Genomic DNA, 22,526 nt, shown 5'->3' with positions numbered 1-22,526 from the left:
AACTATCTCTCATTGCAAAATACATGGCGCATGTTAGATGTTGTGAAATCGGCCTGTTTGAAGCCTGACACCATGCCTCGCGGGACTGAGAGTGATAGACTCCAGCATAGCGTAATCCCTTAGCGAATGCTACATTCAAGTTGTTAAAATCATGAGAGATTTTACGCACTGCTCTAGGCTCGATACAAATGCAAGCGAGCGATGACCGGGGCGACTTTGGCATCTTTGATGCGCTTGCCTGTATAGGGTTTGAGTGGTGATAATTTAGGCCGGTCATTTAACACAATCACAGGTGAGTGGGCAATCATAGTGGTTTTATTGAATTTCCCATTTTGAGCGCGGTTGTATTTGAGATTGACGATAGGAGTGATACGAAGTGGTCTAACGGTTCGAAAATATTCACTATCATTGGCGTTTTCCAATGCTTTCTTTTCTTGCTCTATCAACTTTTCCCAATTACTTGCATTCACATCGGACAGTTTGGATTGCAAGGTTCTATCCAGTTTTTCATGCCAATATTGCCTAGGCTGCACAGCACTTCGGCTGGTTGAATGAGACCAGCTGTAAGATAAACTAAAGGCGTCTTGTGGTGCGAGCAATAAGTTTCTGGAAACAGCTTTGCGGATCAATAATGGCACCGCTTGTGATACAAGTTCAAATCTTTGATCGGGGTTTTTACCAGCATAATGCTGAATGAAAGCGTCAAACTCACTCTTTAATTGATTGACATGTGCCACCCGCTCTCTCAATTCCTGCTCATGAGGCGTACTTAAGCATAAACAACCAGGTAAGCGACGAGCCATAACTCCGGGATGGTCGCCTTTGAGCGTAAAGTCCAATGCATGATGGAGAAAACGTTGACGGGCCTGTTCATTAAACAGCGCATTGGGAAAAATTGTCGGCATATGCTCGGCAATGTTTTCTTCCGTTAATCTTGGCAATTCGTATACAGCAGAGCAAGGTTGTAGCTGTGCATCTTTTAGGAGTGTTAATAGCTCTCCAATATGCGCTTGCAGGTAATGCAGATCGGAGCGTATTTTTCGTATGACGGTTACTTTTTGCATGCTTCTAATTCTTTTTGTACTACATCATACCCTTTGTTTATTCAACGGTATCACGCAGCAACTCTGCTAAATTTTAAATGACTCAGTTAAACATCAAAACGAGCTGAATAAATTGGCCACTACGGCCTGATCGATATCATCCTGAGTATGCTTAATATAAATTTCTGTGGTTTTTAGCGATGAATGGCCCAGTAAAACAGAGATTACTTTTAGATCAGCGCCATTATTATACAGCCAGGTAGCATAAGACCTTCTCAATGAATGAGGTGGGATACGCTGTGCTGCCGAGATCAACCCATACTTCTTGCACAAGTTATAAATTGCATGACCTGATAGCCCCGGCGTATCGGACATTTTATAGTAAGGCTGACCACTTTTAGTCAACCTGATAAATAAGGGGCCATCGCTATATGGATGAATATTTAGCCAATCTTGCAGCGCAAGATAGGTAATATTATGTAGCTTTATTTCACGCTCTTTGTTGCCTTTACCCAGTACAGTGAGATGCTGCGTATCATGATTGATTTGCGCCAATTGTAATCCTGATAACTCAAAACGCCGCAAACCACATCCTATCAACAAATGAAAAATGGCTTTGTCCCGTAAACAAGTCGCAGTAGGCTGCTTTACCTCATCAACCTGGCGCAGCAATTGCCGAAAGCTTTGTTCGCTGATCAACTGATGTTTTTTAATCCTTGATCCCATAGACCTTTTCACACTTTTAACCCGTTCATAGTGCAATGTGGTGATTTGGCCAAGTAGAAAAGCCTCTTTCAAAACACTTTTAATGACCGACAAGTAAAGTGATTTTGTATCTGGGGAAAGACCCACTTTATCTAGAATAGTCAATAAGTTATTTATTGTGTTTTTATCTATTTTTGACCATTTTATTTGGTAGATATCATCGCACCCGAGATGCTGAGCAATAGCCATAAGCACACGCCTTGCGGTCTCTTGGGACTTGTCAGAGTTAAGCGACATAATATACGCATAGATCGGACACTCATTATCACGAACAATTAAATTTCGCCCGCCAGAGTGTGCGCTGATCTCTTTACTTACCTCATTAGGCGGTATGCGCAGTATATGTGACAAACGATAACTCATAATTTATGGCACTTAAAACTATTTGATACGACAACATTACTATAGCCGATCTTCATAACATTTACTAACGTAAATGTATATTTACGTTAGTAAATTATTATGTTAAATAATAAAGTTTTATTAGTTTACCTATACATAGAGCAGTAAAAGTAAAATCTGCTTGCTATTTTATTAATGGCTTATACGCTCATTTTTTAAATGGCCTATTTGTTCAGCTGTAAACGGCGTAGATTTGGCGAATTCAAGTTGAATATGACGCGCTTGAGCTGTTTTACCAGAGAGCGAGTAACAACTTTTCAGTAAGTTGTAACGAATTTCACTGTCATGATCTTTAATGCTATCCCAAGTACCAGGAAAATCATGAAACAATAATTTACTTGGACAAAGGTGTGCCTCACCCAAAATTCTCACAAATAAAATAGTAGTGATCCCATTCACACCTTCTGTTTGTAACATGTGCCACTTAATGAAAAAGGCAGCCCGCTTTGGTTTAACCTATACAAGTCTTCGCCAAACATACGATAGCCAATCAAAAGTGAATAAAGTCTTTAAGAACAATCCGGAGTTAGCCGCCTTGAACAGTTAAATCATCACTATTCAATACCTATTTACCCAAGGTTTCCAGACTGATAATAATGGGTATCTCTTTAAAAAAACGACTGCTATTTATCGTACTTGGACGATTACCAGTTTGAATAATAACGCAAAAGCATAGGTTCCAAGCTACACTCTTACCTATACATCCCCAAGTGTGATCAAGTACTTTACTCTAGCCCACTAAACAGGGGTTAAAATCATAAAAAAAGTAATGGAAATAATATGGGTAATACATTCGAGTACGCTACAACACCACTTGCTTTGGCATCTTTAATCGCCATTCTCGTCGTAGGCTTACTCAAAGTTATCTCGGCAGGAAAAAACAATGCACTAAACCGAATGATCACGCATTATGGATTTACACTGGTGCTCCTATTTGGCTTAGTTGGCAACGGTATTTACCTCTTTAACAGTTATCAATCTTCCGAAGCGCTTATTATTGGAACGGCTATAGATAAAAACAGTGGGAAATATTTACCCCGCGTCCAAGTCGATACAGGTGGTCATGCTCGCGGAATGACAAGTGATACAGGCGACTTTGTCTTGGCTATACCAAAATCTAGAATCACAGATCAATACCAAATTAGCGCTTCGCTAGAAGGATATGAAAGACAAACAGCCACAATTAATCACCAAGCAAAGATGTTTGTTAGATTTGAGCTAGAAAAAACACGATTAAACTTTGATACCGCTATGCAGGTGGCAGACGCGAGGATTGTTGTTGGTCATTACCTCGGTCTTCCAGAGATCCAATTAAGTATAAAATTCAATAATCCATTGTCAGCTGCAATAGTATTCAAGGACTTGCAACTTGATGTGGTTTCACCCACGGGAAACACTCGGCATTTAGCTCAAATCGGGGCCACTCTAAACTCTCATTCCAACCTTCAGGCGCCACTACAAAGTATCTATGTTTCGCCTTCAAGCAGTGCACAATACCTGTTCAGATTCATACAATACGACGTTCAAACTCACCAAATAGCAATATCAGCGCAAACTTCGATGCAAACAAGGCCTGATTTTCAATTACGTGGTCCACAGATAGGAAACACTCTACTGGAGCCAGCATTGACTCAACAGTTAAGTACTTTGATGAGCGCCAGTTGGTTTTGGGAAGTTGGAGAATCCATTGTCAATGTTTCTGCTAATGTTGATGGTGAGACGGTACGATTCTCGAGGGCCATACCAATTACATCAGATCAGATTGACGCGATGAAGGCCATCTCGAATTATTATAAAGACGGGTTTGGTCTATATCCGCAGGTCAGCCTTATGCCAGTAGGATCTGCCATTCCGGGACACCAAATTGAATCTTCAGCACTATAGAGTGCTGAATGCTCGCTTGTTGGAAAAGAAACTATCCGTAGAGTGATTTTCAACAAAAATACATCTTAAATGCCAAAATTTCGCAATCAGGAACCAGGCTTCTTTTCTTTGTTCGTTTTCTTTATGTTGCCGTCGTTATCTGTTTTATTGTTTCAAGAATAGACATACGGTAACGACTATTTATTGGTGCTCACAGCTCTTTTTATCCTTGTCTTTATTGGATATACATCCATTGCTTTCATTTATTTAAAATCATAAATCAACTCAGTAAATCTCTTTTGCGCTGATGGACAAGGTATCATTGACTGCCTCTGGCTATCTTTAATGTACGATGTGTTCTAATTATTTCGCCTGCAGCTAAAAAGTAAAAAGAGCCAGCTAAATACCGGTTCTTTTTTAAAACGGACCAAACTGGTTGATCAGATCCTGATAATCCATTCTGACATGACAAAATATCAGTAAGTAAATATTGAACTGTTGCTCACCAGTGTTCCTAATTTCGTATACAAATCGGTAATTGCCTTTTACTATCTCTCTAAACTCAGGTGAGTCAAAGTACTGGCAAGCTTTACCGCTCTCTGGCAAGGTTTCTAGTTGGCTTTTCCATGCTATGATAGTTGATTTAATACTATCCCTTGCAGCACTGTCTGTTTCTCGGCGAGAACGCCAATTGATGGCATCTTTAATTTGCAATTGTGCGTGTCTAGTTATTTCAATATTTACATTTGCCATTCTATACCTATGTTAAATAGAACTTAGAAAATCATCGATTGGTGTGGTTTTGCCCTCTTCGATATCTTTTCTTGAATTTAATAATAGCGTCATGAATGCCATTTTTTCCTGCTGATGCTGGTACGCTTCGTGCGTTTGGACCACTAATGACTCTTTGCCATTTTGTGTCACAAACAGAGGAGCAAGCCCTAATTCATCAGGCAAATTGGCCGCGTTGGCTTTCATTTGGCTAATTGTAGCGATTCTCATAAGCTTTTCCTTTCAAGCTAAGTTATATTGGAGTCTATATTTAGACTACAAGACCAAATATAGACCAATAGCATATCAACAGTCAACAATCGAACCAAATATAGACTTATTTTGCATCACACTTCGCCTCTCAGATCACAGTCAAAACCTGTCATCGAAACGAACGCCATATGATGCTTGGCTTAAAGGGTTGGGGCCAGCTCAAAGACATAGCTAATGTAACGACACCAGCCAAACCACAAATTTATTTTTGATCGATTACAGTGACTCTTATGGACTTGTCAAAACAAGTCGTCAGCAAAGCCCACTTATTGTTAAACAATCAGGCCTTGGAATTGTTATCACTCACTGAGTAAAAGTAGTCAGATGAAATAGAGGGGGGGATGATGTTTTCACGATACCTAGTATCGAATGGGGCTTTAATCCGATTCGATACCCGCTAACTTTTCAGCTTTTGCCAAGCGCGCTTTATACTGTTTATTTAAGCTCAAAATTTCTTCACAAAAACGTGCTGTTGGATATATTTCGTACTTGTAGTCAACGATGTTACCATCATCATCTTTTTCATTTTCAATTGTATAGCGGTTGATGATATCTGAATCAATCAAATCCTTCATGGTGCTAGTCATATCACGCCTGATTGCAGTTAGACGACTTTTATCGACATCCTCATGGGACGTGATCGACCCAAACTTTAAAGACATGTTTACCAACATAAAGTGATATGTTTTACCCACAGCAGCATATTTAAAGACTTGGTAAAGACGCAATGTTAGCCAGCGACTTAGCGATCGCTTAAAACTTTGTACCCGATCAAAATAATAACTTCGATATGTCAGGCCTTCAATTTGCTGCGACATCACCTCATTTAAAAAGGCCACACATTTGACAGTGGACTTTCCGTTAGCGCCCGAAAAATGAATACTACTGATATAGTTCATTCTCGACTCGCTATATGATTCCGATTCCCCGTTCACTTCTCGGCACTGCATACTCAGTTCTGCGCCCTTTAGAATGAGGAGAGATTCTTTAATCTCATTCACTGATAAGGTTTGTGAAACCGACTTAAGTTCAGATTGAAGCTCGCGTAAGGTAAAGACGATCGCATAACGCTCCCCTACCCGGCCTGAAATTTTAACAATACGCCCTTGAGATCCTAATCTTACCAATGCGCGCTCGACTTTTTCTTCTCTGTCAGAAGGCCAGGCAAAAAAATCGGTATCCTTGCCTTTAATCAAAGCAGGAGAAATATCAAGTACGCCTTCATACAGAATGTTGTCCACTTTTTCAGAGACTCGACGAGATATGATAACCTTATCACTGGCCGCATTAACGGGGATCTGCTCACGCTTATGCCTGATAAATCGAGACCAAAGGTCATAGCCGACAAATGTATTACTTAAGGAGCTTTTTAAACCAGCACTAGAGGTTTTGCAATCAACAAATAAAGAAAGCTGCTCCACTTGGTGTGCACTTTCGATAGTTTCAATATCTCGCCTAATGGAAGCAGGTAGATTGCTCAAAGATACTTTCTTTACTGGTGTTTTCATTACCGACGGCTCCGTACTATTCCGTATAACGCTACAGCATACCACTAAAAATTTAAATGCGGATCTAAAACAAAACATATAGGAAATCTGATCTGGGCAAACAAAACATATAGGAAACCTGATCTGAGGAAATAAAACATATAGGAATTCTGATCTGAATAAACAGAACATAAAGGAAATCTGATCTGGATGTATAGCTAACTTAAAAACCAGTCGACATACCCACCCTTTCTTTGTGCTCTTTCCATGTCCTATCACGACTTTTTTCTAACAAAGCAACAAAAAACAATTTACCAAGCCTCAAAATAACACAGACTTGCTCCATTCAACCATAGAGGAAATCTGATCTAAATAGGAAAAGGCCGCAAGCCAAAAAGGGGAAAGAGAATGAAGTCAAAACCTAATATTTTTTAATGTTTCAACGCTTTCCATCTCTGCACTCAACATGGAGGAAATGAGATCTGCAAGATTTAAATGTATATAACTTATTGAATATAAAGCCCTACTTCTTATTTCGGAGCGCCACGAAACATAAAGGAATCTTGATCTGCATTGCATAACACCTTTCATATATACAACTAAATTGCATAATAAAAAGAAGTTCATCACTTTCAAAATGGATTAAACATAGAGGAAATATGATCCCATATTGCATTGTAACCCCATAATCAATTGAACTTATTGAAATAGTTAAACTGATATTGGATTTCTCTTCAGGATTTAAAACATAGAGGAATTATGTTCTGAATCCCCCCTAAAAAAACCTAACCAATTGAATTTTAGTTACTTATTTAATTTTAAAATCTAGTTAATAACCATACAAACATAGAGTAAATGTGATCTGAGGTGAGTATTCGGCATCAATATCCAATTGAATAAAGTGGCATATTGTCATTATCAGACTTTTCAAAAAGCCCACTTCAGTTTCTCTTTGATATAGATGTAGATCCAATGTCGTTTATTGAACATAGAGGAATTGTGCTCTGTTACACAATAATTAACCAATTTTGAAAGAAAAATGATAATATTATCGTCTAAACATAGAGTAAATCTGATCTCATTAATATGGCGACAAATCGATTCATGGATACTCGTGGCTGGGAAAAACATAGAGGAATCTTGATCTATATAAGTACAGCGAGATAAAAAGCCTAGCCTATACATGTGGATAAGATGCTCTACACTGCTAGTAGATCCGATCTGATCAACAAGGAGATCAGATCTTCTATATGATTTTATGGAAGATACCTTCCTTAATATAGAAGCGATGTGGATAACCAAGCGGAAGAACTGCGAGTAATTCTGATCTCACGGCCAAAAATGTGCATATATTTGTGAATAAGCTGTAGTTAAATATATTGGCACGCTATTAACATGTAGTAATCATGATCTAAAACATGGAGTAAATTCGATCTATACATATAGGAAAATAGATCTGAGAAAATTAATAAAATTAAATATAGTCAAATACTTATAAGGTTTAATAGGACACTAGCCTTTATACCTATATATTAACCAATACTAACCTTATTAATTACCCTTAGCTGTTATAACTCTAAGTTAAATGTGCTTTTCTATCAAATGATAGAAACCATGGTACAGGTATTGAATAGCGAGAAGAGGCTTTATTATTAGCCAATACATCATTTTTTTGTTTGTAAGCTCTTTTTTAAGGTGTATAGTATAATTTAAAATATCAAGGGAATTATTATGGATTCTGAACAAACAACCCATGCGTTTCTGGCACTTAAAGACAGTGCTGATGGGCTCATTAAAAGACGAAATCAGCGATTGTTGATCAACAATAAAAAAGAACAGAGAAATTTCACCCGTGCTGAAGCATCGGCTTATTTGGCAATCAATAGTAAAACTTTAGATAAATATGTCTCTAAAACAAATATTGATCCACGTAGACATGACGATGCTGTATGGTCGGTAAATTTGGAAGAAATTTATTTGATCAGAGATCAATTGCCAGAAGAATTGCGCAAAGAAGCCAAGTTTGTTCGTTCAGAGCACCAAAAAGTGCAAGTAATCGTGATCCAAAACCAAAAAGGGGGAGTTGGAAAAACTGTCTCAGCAGCAACAATTGCTTCAGGGATTGCAACAGAGTTTCCTCAAGAATATCGAGTGGGTCTGATCGACATGGATGGACAATCAACATTGTCTATGTATTATGCTACTGAAGCCATTCAACAAGGGTGTCTTTCTGTGGGCGATTTGATGATGGAGAACTTTGAGTTAGATGAAAGGGAAACATTACAAAGCGCGATCTCCGATGCGTTTTTGCCAACCACCATTCCCAATTTAAGGATCCTACCAGCATCACAATATGACAGAGCATTAGAAGGCTGGTTTCACGAACAGGTGTTCAATAAAGCACTTTCTTCACCATACACCTTATTAGATAACATCATACAAGCGGTTGAGAGCGAGTTTGACATCATTATTGTGGATACCCCACCCTCTTTAGGCTATTCAACATATAATGCCTACTACGCAGCCTCAAGCGTGATATTTCCACTGTCAGTAACACAAAACGATATTGATGCAACGTGTTCCTATTTTAGTTACATTCCAAAAATTTGGTCGCTGCTCCTCAATGAAGGCCACAGTGGATATGATTTCATGAAAATCTTATTGACGAATCATAGAGACAGCGCAACCACCACTGAGTTGATGAACCAATTGACGCAATATTTTGAGCAGCGTATCTATTCGAAAGAATTTAAACACAGTGAAGCGATTAGGCAATCATCAGCCTTACTCAGTACCGTATTTGATATGTCTAAAAGTGAATATCCAAAAGCAAAATCTTCATTCCAAAACGCACAGCAAAATGCATTTGAGGTAACTAGCCAGATCATGCGAGATATTCATTTCGTTTGGTCACAACAACAAAGAGAGAATCAGTAAATGGCCAAAAGACGTGGCGAGATCAACCCTCTGGGCAATACATTCGGTTCACACGAAGCTGAAAAACGAGATGCAAAATCTCGCATTCCTAATTTGTTTAAGCAGCTATCATCGCAAATTGAAATATCCGGTGAAGATGTCACTGAGTATCTTAAGCAACACTTTGGGGTTGAGTCGATTGGTAAAACAAGTCATTGGCAGCTGGCATCGGGAAAAGAAGCGAGCTTCACGGAAATGGTGCTCGATCATACACAGTTAAAAAATGATACAGAAGTTAACTTCGATATAAATGGTCGTGAACAAGCGCTGTTAAATGAGGAGTCTGTTGCTGATTTGGATTCACTTACCTATCAGCAGTTCCACCCGGCTGTTGCTAGATACAATAACGGAAAGATCGAAATACTCGATGGTTCAAGAAGACGAGCCTGGTTTTTATTTCACAAACATGATGGATATCGCGTGCTGGTCACACGGGACGAATTAGCTTTAGAGGATGCGAAAAATTTAGCAAAACAGTTGCAGTCCGCAAAAGAGCATAATTTATTTGAGATTGGACAACAGTGTCTGGCGATGCAAAAACACAACCCTGCACTAAAGCAAGCAGAATTGGCTAAATTGCATAATTGTAGTCAAGCCAAGATCAGCCGAGCATTGAAAGCGGCCAGTGTAGATATTCGACTGATCCAGCTCTACCCTATCGCTGGGGAGCTATCCATCGCTGATTATGATCTGCTCTTTAAAGTGATGAAAAGATATCAGGATACCTTGAACGATGAAATTACTCGTATTCAGGAAGTGTTGGCTGTGCAACTTGATGGCGTCGAGGTACATGAGCATAAAGAAATTATCAGCCAAACCCTTAAAGCAAGTTTGAGCTCAGAGCGCCCCAATAAGCCCGCTGTGGTGACTTCGACTCTGAGAAGCTTTGAGTCAAAAGACATGTTCGCGAGGAAAAAAGAGTCGAATCGCGCAGTGTCATTTGAGTTTGGTCGGATCAAAAAAGATGTATTGAAAGAGATTGAATCTTCTGTGCAAGCAATTTTAGCGCAGCATTATCAAGATTAATATTCGTCTTGCATAATCAAATAAGGGGTTTTTAACCCCTTGATTTAAATTATTAAATCAGTTTATTCAAGTTGAATTCGCCAACCTGTTAGCAAATTATTCAAACTGAATTCGCCAAAAATTAAACGCAATTTATCTTTCTGAGTTGCTTTATTTGGGCTCTGTTGCAAATGCCGTTGTTGCGCGAACCCCCGTTTACTTTTAATTGTAACCCGACATGAAGCTGTTAAAACACCGACACTTTGAGTACGGTACTATTATCTGGACGGCTCGTAGGTATTGAAACTCCACTCCTCCATTTTACTTAACGGCTCGGGTCAATCTCGACTACATATTTTTGTGACGCAGTCTGCAAACGAAAACAAGTCGTTCCAAGCTTCATAAGCTTGAGCAACAATATGCTCTTAGTTTTTAAAGCACTGAGGGAATCTGGCGAAGGTTTTATTGTACCGACATTTTCAAATCGCGCTTCAAGTTCTTAGGTATGCCTGTTTCTGTATTGAAGGAGGTGTGTTTTAGTTTTTTATTGTCATACCTTGGTTTGCGTATGGGATCGCAAGCGTGTCCCCTCCCCCCTTGTCGGATAGATGGCACTAAATAGGGAAATATATTCGAACTTTTGTTGCTATACCGCGCTTAGCAGGACTTTTTCGATTAAAGGTGTATGGTGGTAATGTGCAGATGAAGCGGATATTCTGAAACCTGAACTCAACCCGACCGCTCAAGGCCCCTATGTTTTGATACTTTAGAGATCGAGCCTTATCAATACGTGCATACCCTCGTTTAAAGTGTGCCAAGGCCAATAATCCCTGCTCATTTGTACTGAGCTTGGTGTTCGCGCGAGTGTCCAAAAGTACACTTTTTTAAGTCATTAATAACTGAGTAGTCACCTAGTACTGTATGAACGAACTCGCTCATATTTTTAAAGTTGACTGATATTGATGACAGAGCGGTTACCGCTAGCTGGAAAAAGTGCCCGAAGGACTGGGGAGCCGAAAATGCCTACACACTAATCTCCCCTTGAGTTCAGCTGTATGCCCTAGAAATAGGTAAACAATGATGGTGCTTTTGAAAATCCTAGCTCGGCGAGATCTGCAAGGGTTATGTTGAGTCGCTCTATAGATAAACTGGGCCAAATCAACAAACACAGCGTATGCCACAATCAAAGGGGGTGAGGTGACGTATATGATTAAAAAAGTTGGCTTAAGGTGGCAATACGGCAAGGGAGCACAGAAGAGAGACGTCTGGTGACTAATACTTTGCAGATACGCATATAACAGGCTTATCTGCATCGTGTCGTTTGGCGATGTATAAAACCACAATGTGCGATGATGATTGATACACCCGTACGATATTGCGGTGCCAGGTATGGAGTAGCAGCCAGAAAGGGCAAAAGCGCCTGTGTGATCCCAGCTGCCGTGATAAAGCGAGGGTGAAACAGTTACGACTCTTCTAGCGCTGTGGTGTGTGACTCAACAAATGAGATCAGATCGTTGACTGTGGTGAAATCATTAATGGTTTTATCTGCTGTACCAAACTCGATACCTAAGTGCTCTGTAACTCGGGTAAGTAAAATGAGCTTGTTCAATGAATCGATATTGAGTTTATCTTTTAGCTCAAAGTCATTGTGGATCTCATCTCCACGTAGTGATGAGCGATTCATTTCTTCAATAAAGCCAATCACCAATGTTCTTGCTGTAGATGTTGCTGCGTTACTCATGTTATTTCATGCTCCTTGTATCTGTTATTAATCTAGGTGTAGCAATGTTAGTCTTCATCAACCAACCAATAGCGTTTTTTCTCAAATGGGTAGTTGGGTAAAGTGTGTTTTTCAAAAGCCTTGAGAGGGTAGTAGTTTTGCCAGTTAACTTGCGCGCCTTTGTCGACAATAGTTGCAAGCAGGGACCACAGGTCGGTGGGGGTAAATTGCTCGCTGTCACAGACATATACATATTCTGTGGTGTTGTTTACAGGGCGATTGCGATATATTATCGGGCCTTCACTTGCTAGGTGGACCGCTTGCTCAATGGCTACTTCACCCATCTGGGAAAAGCAACGGGCTTGTGTGTGGTTCAAATTACTGTGATGTATGTGTAGCTCTTTTTCCAGCGTACTGAGCCAGTGTTGTAAAGGGACGCCTTCCAACAACAGTTGGGCATATCGACCGATCCCCTCACCAAGAAACGATGCCATCTTCACTCCCCAATGTTTTAACTGCTCATACAATGCCAGTTCAAATGCAAACAATTGAGCGAATTGCTGCGCAAAGGGGGCCGTGGAGGCATTTATCTTTGTGAGCGCTTCAGAGTCCATCCAGCGTTGATAGGCAATGGTAAAATGTTGGCAGCGCATGTCAGCGGTGAGTGCAGCCAATTGGCTGGGGTGAGCGAATTCTGAGGGGTTACATATATACTGGCTTGGTTTATCAAATGTCGTGCTGCGCTGTTCGCTGTTCGCGTTGATTTTGGCCAAGGCTTGCTCGCGCCACTGCGCTATGCTCATATCCCGGTTGATCACCACTGTAATTCGTATTGGTAAATGTGCACGACTTATGTTGATGTTGTAGGCAAGGGCGCACAGGGGCAAGGGGGGGTCGTCTTTTGCGATACTCTCGATGTATTCGACGAGCTGCGTTTTCGTTTTGGCTGATAAACACAGCACATCTTGTGCCGGCTCTGTTACGTCACTGTCATTGGATATCGCCGCATCAGTTGTGGGAAGATCGCTGAGAATTGCAAAGACATTGGTGCCGCCCACACCCAAACAGTTCAGCCCGGCGTAACGTCGCTGCTGTTCAGGTTCCCACATTTCATAGTCGAGTGCCATTTTAAAAGGGGATTGCGGCAGTTTTAATTTAGGGTTGGGGGCGCGAAAATTAATGGTGGGCACCAGTCGACGATGTTTTATCATCAGCGCAAGTTTGATGAGGCTGGCCAGTCCAGCTGCCTGCTCCAAATGACCAATATTCGGTTTCACGCTACCGATATGACAAAATTGCTTTTTATCGGTATCCAATGAAAATGCTTTTTCGAGCGAACGGATCTCCAGTGGGTCGCCTATTTTTGTCGCGGTGCCATGGCATTCAATATAACTGAGTTGGTCTGCACTGATCCCCGCCAGTGCGATAGCTTTAACCATGGCCTTGGCTTGACCTGGCACACTGGAAGCGGTAAAGCCAAACTTTCCTGCCCCATCATTATTGACGGCGGTTGACTTGATCAGCGCATAAATATGGTCGCCATCAGCCAGTGCGTCTTGATAACGCTTGAGCACCACGGCGCCTGAGCCACTGCCAAAAATGGTGCCATCGGCGTCGTCAGAAAATGTTCTACAGCGACCTGTTGGTGAGTAGATCATGCTTTCAGCCGCATTATAGCCCCGCTCTTGCGGCAATCTGATACAACTGGCCGCAGCGATCCCGATATCGATTTCTCCGCTCAGTAACGCACTTCTAGCCAAGTGAACCGCAACCATGGAGCTTGAACAGGCTGTTTGCACGGAGAGGCTAGGGCCTTGTAAATTTAGTTTGTAGGATACCCGCGTTGCAAGAAAATCTTTGTCGTTGAGTAACTGTAACAAGCTGCCGGTATCACTATTGCCCTTAAAATGCTTTGCCGCTTCTTGATATAGATAGCTACGTGTGATCCCGCCGCCAGTTGCATAGACACCTGTTTCACTCTGTTGAGCCGTTTGCAAAGCACCGGCATCCTCCAAAGCATGATAGATAATTTCGAGCAAGGTCCGCTGCTGTGGATCCATTAATTTTGCTTCTGCAGCAGGGATGCCAAAAAAGCGCGCATCAAACTTGTCGACATCGGCAAGGGGGGTATATGCATTGACGTAACTGGGTTGCCCGAATTCGCTGTCACTGACCCCTGCGTTACGTAATTGCGCGTCGGATAATCTTGCTATGGACTCCCGTCCTTGTGCTAAGTTCTGCCAAAACTGGGTCGGAGAACTCGCTTCTGGAAATCGGCAAGCGAGCCCGACAATTGCTATATCATCTGTAGCCATCATGTATTTTACTTCTACGTTTATATATCTGAGTCACGCTAGATATGAACAGCTGAAATATCATAGCGAGCACCAAAGTGAGGGTGTATATGACCTGTGTGTCGCTATGATCTTGTATGTCTGTGTCTAGCTCGATTACCGTGTTTGATTCTTTATGGCTTTTAGCTCTTCGCTGAGGGCGTCATGTGTCTCCTCTGATTGGCCTGACAAGCCCAGTGTATAGGCGGCAGCGAGATCATCTATGGTAACGACACTGGTGATGGCAACCAATTCCTCGAATGGGTCAACTTCATAGCGCGCTTCTAGATTGCTGATCAGCTCGGCCAGATCCAGAGACGTTAATGACAATTCAGAAAATGCCGTGGCGCTTTCCAGCTGGGTGATCGGCTGCGACTTTTCAGACAGTATCGTGGCCACTTCTTGGATAATATTGTCCAATACTTCATTTTTAACTTGTTGTGCGTCTAACATGTAAAACCTCCATCTATGACGATGTTTTGTCCGGTGATAAAGTGCCCCTCAGTTGCTAAAAACAGCACCAACTTGGCAATCTCACTCTGTGTACCTAAGCGCCCAAGCGGCGTACGGCGCTCAATTTTACCTAAAATGTCATCTGACAGATCTTTCACCATGTCACTGGCAAAATAGCCCGGAGAGACAGAGTTGACACGGATCCCTTTTCTGCCGAGCTCTTTCGCTAAGCTTCTTGTCATGCCATCCATGGCCGCTTTTGTGGCACTGTAAATAGACACACCTGGTAAACCTCTTACGCCCATGATAGAAGAGATATTAATGATAAACCCGTCGCGGTTTTGCAGGAGTTTCTTAGACACTAATTTTGACAGGTAGATCTGTGCTTTGAGGTTGACATCCAGCGCCCGGTCAATGTCAGACGTACGCATTGTGCTGAGCACGCCATCCGCTCCAATGGCGGCATTATTGACTAGGCCGACAATATTGCCGAGTCGCTGCTGGGCTTGTTTGAGAAATTCGGTCAGAGCCTGATAGTCACTGCCGTCAACCGATTGCCAAAAAAAGCGCGGATCATCTGCAAGTGCTGTAACGTGCTCAGTACTGCCTCTTGAAAATGTTGCAACGGAATATCCTTGCTGCAAAAATTGGGATGCGATTTCGAACCCCAATCCTCGGCTCCCACCGCTGATCACAATTGTACCCTTTTTATTTTCCACTGGTTTGTGTTCCTTGTATCTTATTGATTTTTTTAAACCTTTCGCTATGATACTGCTCATTTACAAATTCGAAGTGTCTTGGAATTTTGTAGGGGGCTAAGGTTCGCTTACAGATATCTAAAATGTGTTTTTTTGCTTGCTTCGGATCGACCTCTTCATCAGTGTAAATTGTCGCGGCGACAATTTTTCCGGTGATCGGGCTCTTTTTCCCCCATACGGATGAATTCTTTACAAATGGAATTTGTAATAAGAAGGCTTCAATTTCGGCTGGAAACACCTTTTCACCCGCCACATTTATCACCGTACTTTGGCGCCCCAAAATGCGTATATACTCTCCTTGTTGTTCCACCAAATCTCCAGTACACAGCCACCCGTCACTCATTGCGGGGTTATCTTGGTTGAGGTAACCAAGCATGGCTGTTGGCGATTTGACCCACAGCACGCCATCTTGCACCTTATAGTCGGTTTTTTTTATTTTTAGCCATAGCGAGTTACCTGCCTTCGACTCCGTGGGGAGTACGCCCAGCTCGCTCATACCATATGTCTGTTTTAGTGCGACTTGTGGCAATGCTTGTTGCAGCAAGTCGAGTGTTGCCTGTGGCATGACTTCTGAGCCATATGCGATCACAGTAAGCGAACTCAGATCTGCGCGTTGATGGCTGCGGTTGATCAATACCATGTTAAGAAAAGTCGGCGTAGTGGGTAATACATTGATGCGGTGCCTTTCAATGGCCTGACATACCGCTTCGGGGGTGCGTTCGGTCATACTGACCAAGGCGCACCCAGTCATTAAACATTGCATTAGGACATCAAAGCCACCAATATGATCGAAAAATAAAAAACCTGCGATGGTGGAAGTGGGGTGGTCTTTGCGAACTTGATAACGCTGCAAAAGCTTGTCCAAGCTGAGTAAAATTGCTTTGGGTGTACCTGTGCTGCCAGAGCTGTATAAGATCAATCCGGACTCTCCCAATGTGTCCAGTTGCTTTAATAACGCAGGCCTAGTGGTTGCAACGGGGGCTAGTGCGCTGCAGCACATGGTGTCGTCGCGTGTGTCGCACAGTAAATCTGGATGAACCGTGTTAATGATCGTGTCTAGGTGTGTAGCCTCGCTATTGAATAAGGGAGCGATTGTACACTGCTTGATATAAGCACAGAGCATCAACCCTAATGTTGTTGCGTTAAATACGCCATTGATGACAACGACACTGTGCTCTGTGATCGACTCGTTGATCAGCCAGTTGTGAGTACTTTGGGCAATGGCGTCAAAGGTAATGTGTTTTTCTTCTGCCACAACCGCGAGGGTATCACCGAACTGTTTTACACGATCCAAAATCCATGTTCTATCCACTAGGTTAGCTTCCTTTTTAAGTTGCTCATAAATCGTCATAGCTTATTGCCACTGACATAAACAGGTGCTATTACGCCGATCGCCACGCGTGACGACACATCCTTGATAGAACGGCGGGAAGCCTACAAGGTGATAGGGGATCAGCATCAAGTGACCTCAAAACACAGGCGATGCTTATGGAATTATAAGCGCAGAAATACCGCCCAGTTTAAAGGGATCTTAAATTATTATTTGTCTAGGCACTCAGGGTGTGGTGATTTTCTGATGTATGACAAACAGCACACCGACGGCGTATTTTCAGCCGTGTAATTGAATGATGAAAAACATTGTAAACATTGATAAATAACATGTAAAGCATGTATTGAGTCACAAGGTGAAAGGGGAAGGTTGGCGTATGTTTGCAGAAAATTGTCTGTTTATTGGCCTAATAAGCAGTGTGCACAGGCACGTAAAGTGTGACTGTGCACGCCTTGGCAACGCTAGATTATGTCGCTTTATTCAACTTCAGCAATAGCGTATGGCCTTCTACATCATAACGCGCAACCGTGTCATCCGATGCAATATCGCGCTTTTCAAAGCTCAATGCCAATGTCTCCGATGAGATGGTCTCTGTATGTGCAGCGATAGCCGCATCGAGTGCGTCATCACATGCATATTCGACATGAATACGGTCCTCGATCTTAAAGTCTAACTGCTTACGTGTTTTCTGAACACGGTTAACGATTTCGCGGGCCAGACCTTCAGCCAATAATTCCTCGTTTAGTTTACAGTCCAGTTCAATGGAAATATAACTATCCGAAATGACTTCTGAGCCTTCTTTTGGCTCACGGAAAGTGAGGATTTCTTCTTTGTCGAAGCGCATGCCTTCAAGTTCAATGCTGCCGTCTTTCTCTAGTTGGCGTAGTTGCTCACCAGTGAGTGCCTCAATAAGCGTTTTATATTGCTTAAATGATTTGCCCAACTTCTTGCCCAGCAAAGGTGAGTTTGGCTTGGCGTAGAAATTGATGAAGGTGTCTTCATCTTCACGGTAGACGACTGATTTTACATTCAGCTCAGATTGCAAGTAAGACTCTAGCTTCTTGATCTCTTGAAGTAGACCTGTATCGCGGTGGATCACGGTTAGGCTCATTAGAGGGATTTTGGTCTTGATCCGCTCTTTATTACGTTTTTGACGACCTAGCAGTACGACGTTTTGCAATAGCGCGAGTGCATCTTCAAGCTCTGGTTGAATGAGTGCTTCATCCACGGTTGGATAAGTACATAAGTGCACTGACTCTGGTTGCTCCTCTTTTTCTTGCAGGGCAAGCATTTCTTGATAGATATGCTCAGACAAGAATGGTGCAAACGGGGCCATGGCCAAGCTTAACTCGTAGATACAAGTGTACAGCGTCTGATATGCACACACCTTGTCTTCCGTCAGTGTTTCAGCCCAAAAACGTGAGCGATTAAGGCGGATATACCAGTTAGTCAATTGCTCAATAAACTCAAACAACACTGGAATAACGTTGTATAGCTGATAGTTTTCGATCTCCGTGGTGACCTTTAACTTCAATGTTTGCAGCTTTGACAGTATCCAATGATCCAACGGATTGGTGATTGTGTGCGCGGTATTTGACGGTTTCCAACCATCGATCTCTATATAAGTTTTCAGGAATTTAAAGGCATTCCACCAAGGTAGCATGGCACGACGAACAGTCAGTTTCACACCTTCGTTTGAAAAGTGTTGTGGTTCGCCTTTTACCAAACCTGAGTTGATTAAATATAACCGCAGTGCATCGGCACCAAACTCTTCCATGATGTCATCTGGCTGGGTGTAGTTGCGCAAGCGCTTCGACATTTTTTTGCCATCTTCTGCCATCACGATGCCATTAACAATGACGTTCTTAAATGCGGGCTTGTCGTGTAAAGCCTGGCTTAATACCAATAGGGTATAGAACCAACCGCGTGTTTGATCCAATCCCTCGGCAATGAATTCAGCCGGAAAACTAGACTCGAAAAGCGACTGATTTTCGAACGGGTAGTGGAGCTGAGCATACGGCATAGCGCCTGACTCAAACCAACAATCTAGCACTTCCTCAATCCGCTGATAAGTGCCTTCTTCACCCGCCACACTGAAAGAAATATCATCGACGTAGTCACGGTGCAAGTCATCGACACGGATCCCTGAATAGTGCTCCAATTCTTCTATGGAACCAATACACAAATAGTTGCCAGTTACGTCGTTGCGCCACAGCGGGATGGGTGTTCCCCAGTATCTGTTTCGCGAGACAGCCCAGTCAATGGCGCCTGCCAACCAGTTACCCATTCGGCCTTCTTTAATATACTCAGGAACCCAGTTGATCTGTTGGTTCAATGCCACGAGTTTGTCGCGCATTTGTTCTACTTTGACATACCATGATGGAATAGAACGATAGATGATCGGCGTGTCAGAGCGCGGGCAGAACGGGTAGCTGTGCACTATGGTGGTGTGGCTGTAGAGGTGACCGGTTTCTTTTAAGTGGCGAATGATTTTTTTATCCGCTTCTTTGACGTGCATACCGCTAAAGTCCGTCACTTCTTCGGTAAACTCGCCAACCATATTCAAAGGACACACAACGGCCTGAATATTTGCCTCTTTCATAACGCGGTTATCGTCTTCACCAAATGCTGGTGCGATATGTACGATACCCGTACCACTGTCCATGGTGACATAATCGTCTGCAAGGACAACAAATGCGCCTTCATTCTTTAATTCTTTGAAATAATCAAATAGCGGCTCATAGCGTTTTCCGACCAATTCCGCGCCTGTAAATTCTTGCACTACGGTTAAGTTTTTCCCTTTACCTATGGCTTCAAGGCGCGCTTTGGCAATAATAAAGTGGATATCTTTATCTTCATCTAACACTTTTATGTAGTCGGCGTCGGCTTTTACACATAACCCCAAGTTAGAAGGTAATGTCCAAGGTGTGGTGGTCCACGCTGCGATATAGCAGTCTTCGTCTTCTAATTTGAATAACACTTCAAGTGCAGGATCTTGCACATCTTTGTAGTTAGAACCCGCTTCGAAGTTAGATAAAACGGTGCCCAAAGTGGTAGAGAACGGTACAACCTTGACGCCTTGGGTGATAAGGTCTTTTTCCCAAAGTTGTTTGAACACCCACCATACAGACTCCATGTACCAAGGTTCCATGGTTCTGTAATCATTATCAAAATCGACCCAGCGGCCAATACGTGTAACGGTAGAGCGCCACTCTTTGGTATAGCGTTGAACGATACCTCGACACTCATCATTGTATGCTTTGATCCCTAAGGTCTCAACGGCCTCTTTGGCTGACATGCCCAAGGTTTTATCGGTTTCATGTTCAATCGGTAGGCCATGACAATCCCAGCCAAAACGGCGTTGGACATAATAACCTTTCATCGTAAAGTAGCGAGGGATAATATCTTTAATGGTGGATGCCAGCAGGTGCCCATGGTGTGGTTTACCAGTTGCAAATGGAGGTCCATCGTAAAATGCATAGGGTGGATTGTTGGCTGTTTGACGAAGAGATTTTTGGAAAATATCCTGTTTTTCCCAAAAATCAAGGACTTTTCGTTCCGCATCAACAAAGGAAAATGTATTCTGATCTGTATCGAGAGTATTGCCGTTCATTCTGCCAAAGTAACCTTTAATTAGAGTTCATTATGCTGTAGCGATAAGCTGATATTTCATCATACCATAAATTCAACAACGTAAAAGGCTTACGGTACTTATGGGATTATTTTCCAAGAGAATGATTGGTTCTGCGTGTGTTTTTACTGGCGCCGAGCACCATTGGGTGTTCACTCACAGTAAAACCCTTGTATATCTGAGCCTAAATATGTTATCAATTTAACTGTTTAACCTATTGTATTTATTGTGTGTTTAAACTACTTGGCGCAGTTATGACATGGTCCGTGGGGCGGGTGATTAATTGCACAGAGATTATTTCCTTAATTGCAATTAAAGATTTGTCTCACGCATGAGACAAAATGGGGTGAGCGAAACAAAAAATACGTGTAAAAATTCCTAAGCTGATTTTGCCAACGAACAATGGTTGGATTGTGTGGGAAAATTTTGCATAATCAAAAATGATTCAAATACGATTTCTACAACATCACATTGTCAGTGCCAGGGTGTTTGCCGCATGTGCAACGCTATAAAATTTATGTGTAACGATACATAGGGTGCTGAAGCGCAGTCGTTTTGGGCTGGAATAATTTAAGGATAAAATTATTGATGACGATACAAGCACTGTTAGGTATAGATACTGACTTTTCACCTGTGAAGTCAGATCCCAAGCCGGCTGGAGAAATGGCATTTAGCATGATGTTTTTCTCAGACATCCGCAAAGACATTACCAGCTCAGAGAAATACGACTTTATCACCGCGCTGACGCAGTTTGCAGATCAGTCTAAGTTCACCGCGGTTTACTTGCCTGAACGCCACTTCCACGAGTTTGGTGCGATTTTTCCTAACTCTGCGGTCATGGCTGCTTACCTTATCCCACAAACAAAACATATCCGCTTTCGAACTGCGGGTGTGAGCTTGCCACTGCACCACCCAGCAGAAGTGGTGGAGTGGTGGGCGATGAATGATATTTTGTCCAATGGGCGTGTTGATTTGGGGTTTGGTTCTGGGTGGAATAAACCGGACTTTATTTATGCCCCGCATAACTATGATGACCGCCGCGAGAAAATGACGGAGCAGATCGCCATCGTTAAACAACTGTGGGCAGGGGAAAGTGTTGAGTTTGAGGGGCCTGATAACGCTTATTATGCGACCAAAGTCTACCCAAGGCCAATTCAAAAGTCGTTGAATGTGTGGATGTTAGTCGCTCAAAATGACAAGGGGTTTGAGCAGGCAGGTGCGAGTGGTCACAATGTATTTACCATGCTTTACGGCGTTGATCTTGCCTCCATGGAGCGAAAAATCAGCATTTATCGGGCGGCGAGAAAACGAGCCGGTTTTGACCCTGAGACGGGGGTGGTCACACTGATGCTACACACCTTGATTGGGGATTCCATCTCGCAAGTAAAGCGCGCAGTGGAAAGCCCATTCAAAGCATATATTCGCAGTTCAATGGAAGCCCACTTGGCCAGTGACTCGTTGCAGAAAAAGGGCGCTGCTGAATTTGGTGAGCAAGATAAAGACAGTATTTTGGAGTATGCTTTTCAGCGATATTTTAAGACCGGTGCATTGTTCGGCACCGTTGAAGATGGCAAGCGGATCGTCAAACAGGCGCAGGACATCGGCGTGAATGAAATTGCGTGCTTAATGGACTTTGGCGTGGATTACGCATCAGTAAAGGACTCTTTACCCCATTTGGAGCAGCTCGTAGCAGCATATACAGGAGTGAAATAAGTT

At 42.4% G+C, this 22,526-nt stretch carries 16 protein-coding genes; 4 read left to right on the top strand and 12 right to left on the bottom strand.

The annotated features are described in order from the left end of the window. Window positions 1–173: 173 nt before the first annotated feature. From N483_RS24930 to N483_RS24920, 3 genes are all read right to left on the bottom strand, one after another. Entirely contained in the window at window positions 174–1,064 is an 891-nt protein-coding gene (locus tag N483_RS24930) for a DNA replication protein (RefSeq protein WP_023402282.1), read from the bottom strand. A 93-nt stretch (window positions 1,065–1,157) separates the two neighbouring features. Then, the gene (locus tag N483_RS24925; protein WP_172642437.1) at window positions 1,158–2,159 is read right to left on the bottom strand and encodes a tyrosine-type recombinase/integrase; all 1,002 of its coding nucleotides are present in this window, start codon (window positions 2,157–2,159) and stop codon (window positions 1,158–1,160) included. 183 nt (window positions 2,160–2,342) lie between these two features. Beyond that, window positions 2,343–2,627: a hypothetical protein gene (locus N483_RS24920; RefSeq protein ID WP_023402280.1), complete on the bottom strand. Its 285-nt coding sequence runs from the start codon at window positions 2,625–2,627 to the stop codon at window positions 2,343–2,345. Window positions 2,628–2,990: 363 nt separating this feature from the next. Here N483_RS24920 and N483_RS24915 point away from each other — a divergent pair, with 363 nt between their 5' ends. Then, window positions 2,991–4,094: a hypothetical protein gene (locus tag N483_RS24915; RefSeq protein WP_023402279.1), complete on the top strand. Its 1,104-nt coding sequence runs from the start codon at window positions 2,991–2,993 to the stop codon at window positions 4,092–4,094. A gap of 396 nt (window positions 4,095–4,490) precedes the next feature. On the opposite strand, the gene N483_RS24910 is transcribed toward N483_RS24915, so the two are convergent. The 3 genes from N483_RS24910 to N483_RS24900 form a co-directional block, all read right to left on the bottom strand. Next, the gene (locus N483_RS24910; protein ID WP_023402278.1) at window positions 4,491–4,826 is read right to left on the bottom strand and encodes a type II toxin-antitoxin system RelE/ParE family toxin; all 336 of its coding nucleotides are present in this window, start codon (window positions 4,824–4,826) and stop codon (window positions 4,491–4,493) included. 12 nt (window positions 4,827–4,838) lie between these two features. After that, window positions 4,839–5,075 (bottom strand): type II toxin-antitoxin system Phd/YefM family antitoxin, encoded by a 237-nt coding sequence (locus tag N483_RS24905; RefSeq protein WP_023402277.1) that lies wholly within the window; start codon window positions 5,073–5,075, stop codon window positions 4,839–4,841. 419 nt (window positions 5,076–5,494) lie between these two features. After that, window positions 5,495–6,625, bottom strand: coding sequence for a hypothetical protein (locus N483_RS24900; RefSeq protein ID WP_023402276.1), 1,131 nt, complete (start codon window positions 6,623–6,625; stop codon window positions 5,495–5,497). Window positions 6,626–8,335: 1,710 nt separating this feature from the next. On the opposite strand from N483_RS24900, the gene N483_RS24895 reads away from it, so the two are divergent. Both N483_RS24895 and N483_RS24890 read left to right on the top strand, forming a co-directional pair. Then, window positions 8,336–9,541, top strand: a complete 1,206-nt coding sequence (locus N483_RS24895; RefSeq protein ID WP_023402275.1) for a ParA family protein — start codon at window positions 8,336–8,338, stop codon at window positions 9,539–9,541. Next, a complete protein-coding gene (locus N483_RS24890; RefSeq protein ID WP_023402274.1) occupies window positions 9,542–10,606 on the top strand; it encodes a ParB family protein in 1,065 nt (354 codons plus the stop codon). It begins immediately after the preceding gene. A 1,441-nt stretch (window positions 10,607–12,047) separates the two neighbouring features. Here N483_RS24890 and N483_RS24885 read toward each other — a convergent pair. From N483_RS24885 to ileS, 6 genes are all read right to left on the bottom strand, one after another. Further along, window positions 12,048–12,326, bottom strand: a complete 279-nt coding sequence (locus N483_RS24885; RefSeq protein WP_023402322.1) for an acyl carrier protein — start codon at window positions 12,324–12,326, stop codon at window positions 12,048–12,050. A gap of 47 nt (window positions 12,327–12,373) precedes the next feature. Further along, the gene (locus N483_RS24880) at window positions 12,374–14,623 is read right to left on the bottom strand and encodes a beta-ketoacyl synthase N-terminal-like domain-containing protein (RefSeq protein ID WP_023402321.1); all 2,250 of its coding nucleotides are present in this window, start codon (window positions 14,621–14,623) and stop codon (window positions 12,374–12,376) included. Between the two features lie 132 nt (window positions 14,624–14,755). Beyond that, window positions 14,756–15,091 (bottom strand): phosphopantetheine-binding protein, encoded by a 336-nt coding sequence (locus N483_RS24875; RefSeq protein WP_023402320.1) that lies wholly within the window; start codon window positions 15,089–15,091, stop codon window positions 14,756–14,758. Next, entirely contained in the window at window positions 15,085–15,810 is a 726-nt protein-coding gene (locus N483_RS24870) for an SDR family NAD(P)-dependent oxidoreductase (RefSeq protein WP_023402319.1), read from the bottom strand. Before N483_RS24870 ends, N483_RS24875 begins: the two co-directional genes overlap by 7 nt. Then, the gene (locus tag N483_RS24865) at window positions 15,800–17,200 is read right to left on the bottom strand and encodes an ANL family adenylate-forming protein (RefSeq protein ID WP_023402318.1); all 1,401 of its coding nucleotides are present in this window, start codon (window positions 17,198–17,200) and stop codon (window positions 15,800–15,802) included. The genes N483_RS24870 and N483_RS24865 overlap by 11 nt, the downstream gene beginning before the upstream one ends. A 445-nt stretch (window positions 17,201–17,645) precedes the next feature. Continuing rightward, window positions 17,646–20,792 carry an isoleucine--tRNA ligase gene (gene ileS, locus N483_RS24860; protein WP_023402317.1) on the bottom strand — a complete coding sequence of 1,049 codons (3,147 nt, stop codon included), beginning with the start codon at window positions 20,790–20,792 and terminating at the stop codon, window positions 17,646–17,648. 606 nt (window positions 20,793–21,398) lie between these two features. Here ileS and N483_RS24855 point away from each other — a divergent pair. Continuing rightward, window positions 21,399–22,523, top strand: a complete 1,125-nt coding sequence (locus tag N483_RS24855; protein WP_023402316.1) for a MupA/Atu3671 family FMN-dependent luciferase-like monooxygenase — start codon at window positions 21,399–21,401, stop codon at window positions 22,521–22,523. Window positions 22,524–22,526 lie beyond the last annotated feature (3 nt).

Origin of the sequence: Pseudoalteromonas luteoviolacea NCIMB 1944 (assembly GCF_001625565.1) — a bacterium.
GTDB lineage: Bacteria > Pseudomonadota > Gammaproteobacteria > Enterobacterales > Alteromonadaceae > Pseudoalteromonas > Pseudoalteromonas luteoviolacea_F.
Note: the sequence above shows the minus strand (reverse complement) of the source record. Positions and strands in the feature narration are given on the sequence as shown.

Bases quoted from the DNA above. Each gene is read 5' to 3' on its own strand.
- N483_RS24855 (WP_023402316.1), top strand. From the start codon at position 21,399: ATGACGATACAAGCACTGTTAGGTATAGATACTGACTTTTCACCTGTG.
- N483_RS24910 (WP_023402278.1), bottom strand. From the start codon at position 4,826: ATGGCAAATGTAAATATTGAAATAACTAGACACGCACAATTGCAAATT.
- N483_RS24890 (WP_023402274.1), top strand. From the start codon at position 9,542: ATGGCCAAAAGACGTGGCGAGATCAACCCTCTGGGCAATACATTCGGT.
- ileS (WP_023402317.1), bottom strand. From the start codon at position 20,792: ATGAACGGCAATACTCTCGATACAGATCAGAATACATTTTCCTTTGTT.
- N483_RS24885 (WP_023402322.1), bottom strand. From the start codon at position 12,326: ATGAGTAACGCAGCAACATCTACAGCAAGAACATTGGTGATTGGCTTT.
- N483_RS24920 (WP_023402280.1), bottom strand. From the start codon at position 2,627: ATGTTACAAACAGAAGGTGTGAATGGGATCACTACTATTTTATTTGTG.
- N483_RS24880 (WP_023402321.1), bottom strand. From the start codon at position 14,623: ATGATGGCTACAGATGATATAGCAATTGTCGGGCTCGCTTGCCGATTT.
- N483_RS24930 (WP_023402282.1), bottom strand. From the start codon at position 1,064: ATGCAAAAAGTAACCGTCATACGAAAAATACGCTCCGATCTGCATTAC.
- N483_RS24865 (WP_023402318.1), bottom strand. From the start codon at position 17,200: ATGACGATTTATGAGCAACTTAAAAAGGAAGCTAACCTAGTGGATAGA.
- N483_RS24915 (WP_023402279.1), top strand. From the start codon at position 2,991: ATGGGTAATACATTCGAGTACGCTACAACACCACTTGCTTTGGCATCT.
- N483_RS24875 (WP_023402320.1), bottom strand. From the start codon at position 15,091: ATGTTAGACGCACAACAAGTTAAAAATGAAGTATTGGACAATATTATC.
- N483_RS24905 (WP_023402277.1), bottom strand. From the start codon at position 5,075: ATGAGAATCGCTACAATTAGCCAAATGAAAGCCAACGCGGCCAATTTG.
- N483_RS24900 (WP_023402276.1), bottom strand. From the start codon at position 6,625: ATGAAAACACCAGTAAAGAAAGTATCTTTGAGCAATCTACCTGCTTCC.
- N483_RS24895 (WP_023402275.1), top strand. From the start codon at position 8,336: ATGGATTCTGAACAAACAACCCATGCGTTTCTGGCACTTAAAGACAGT.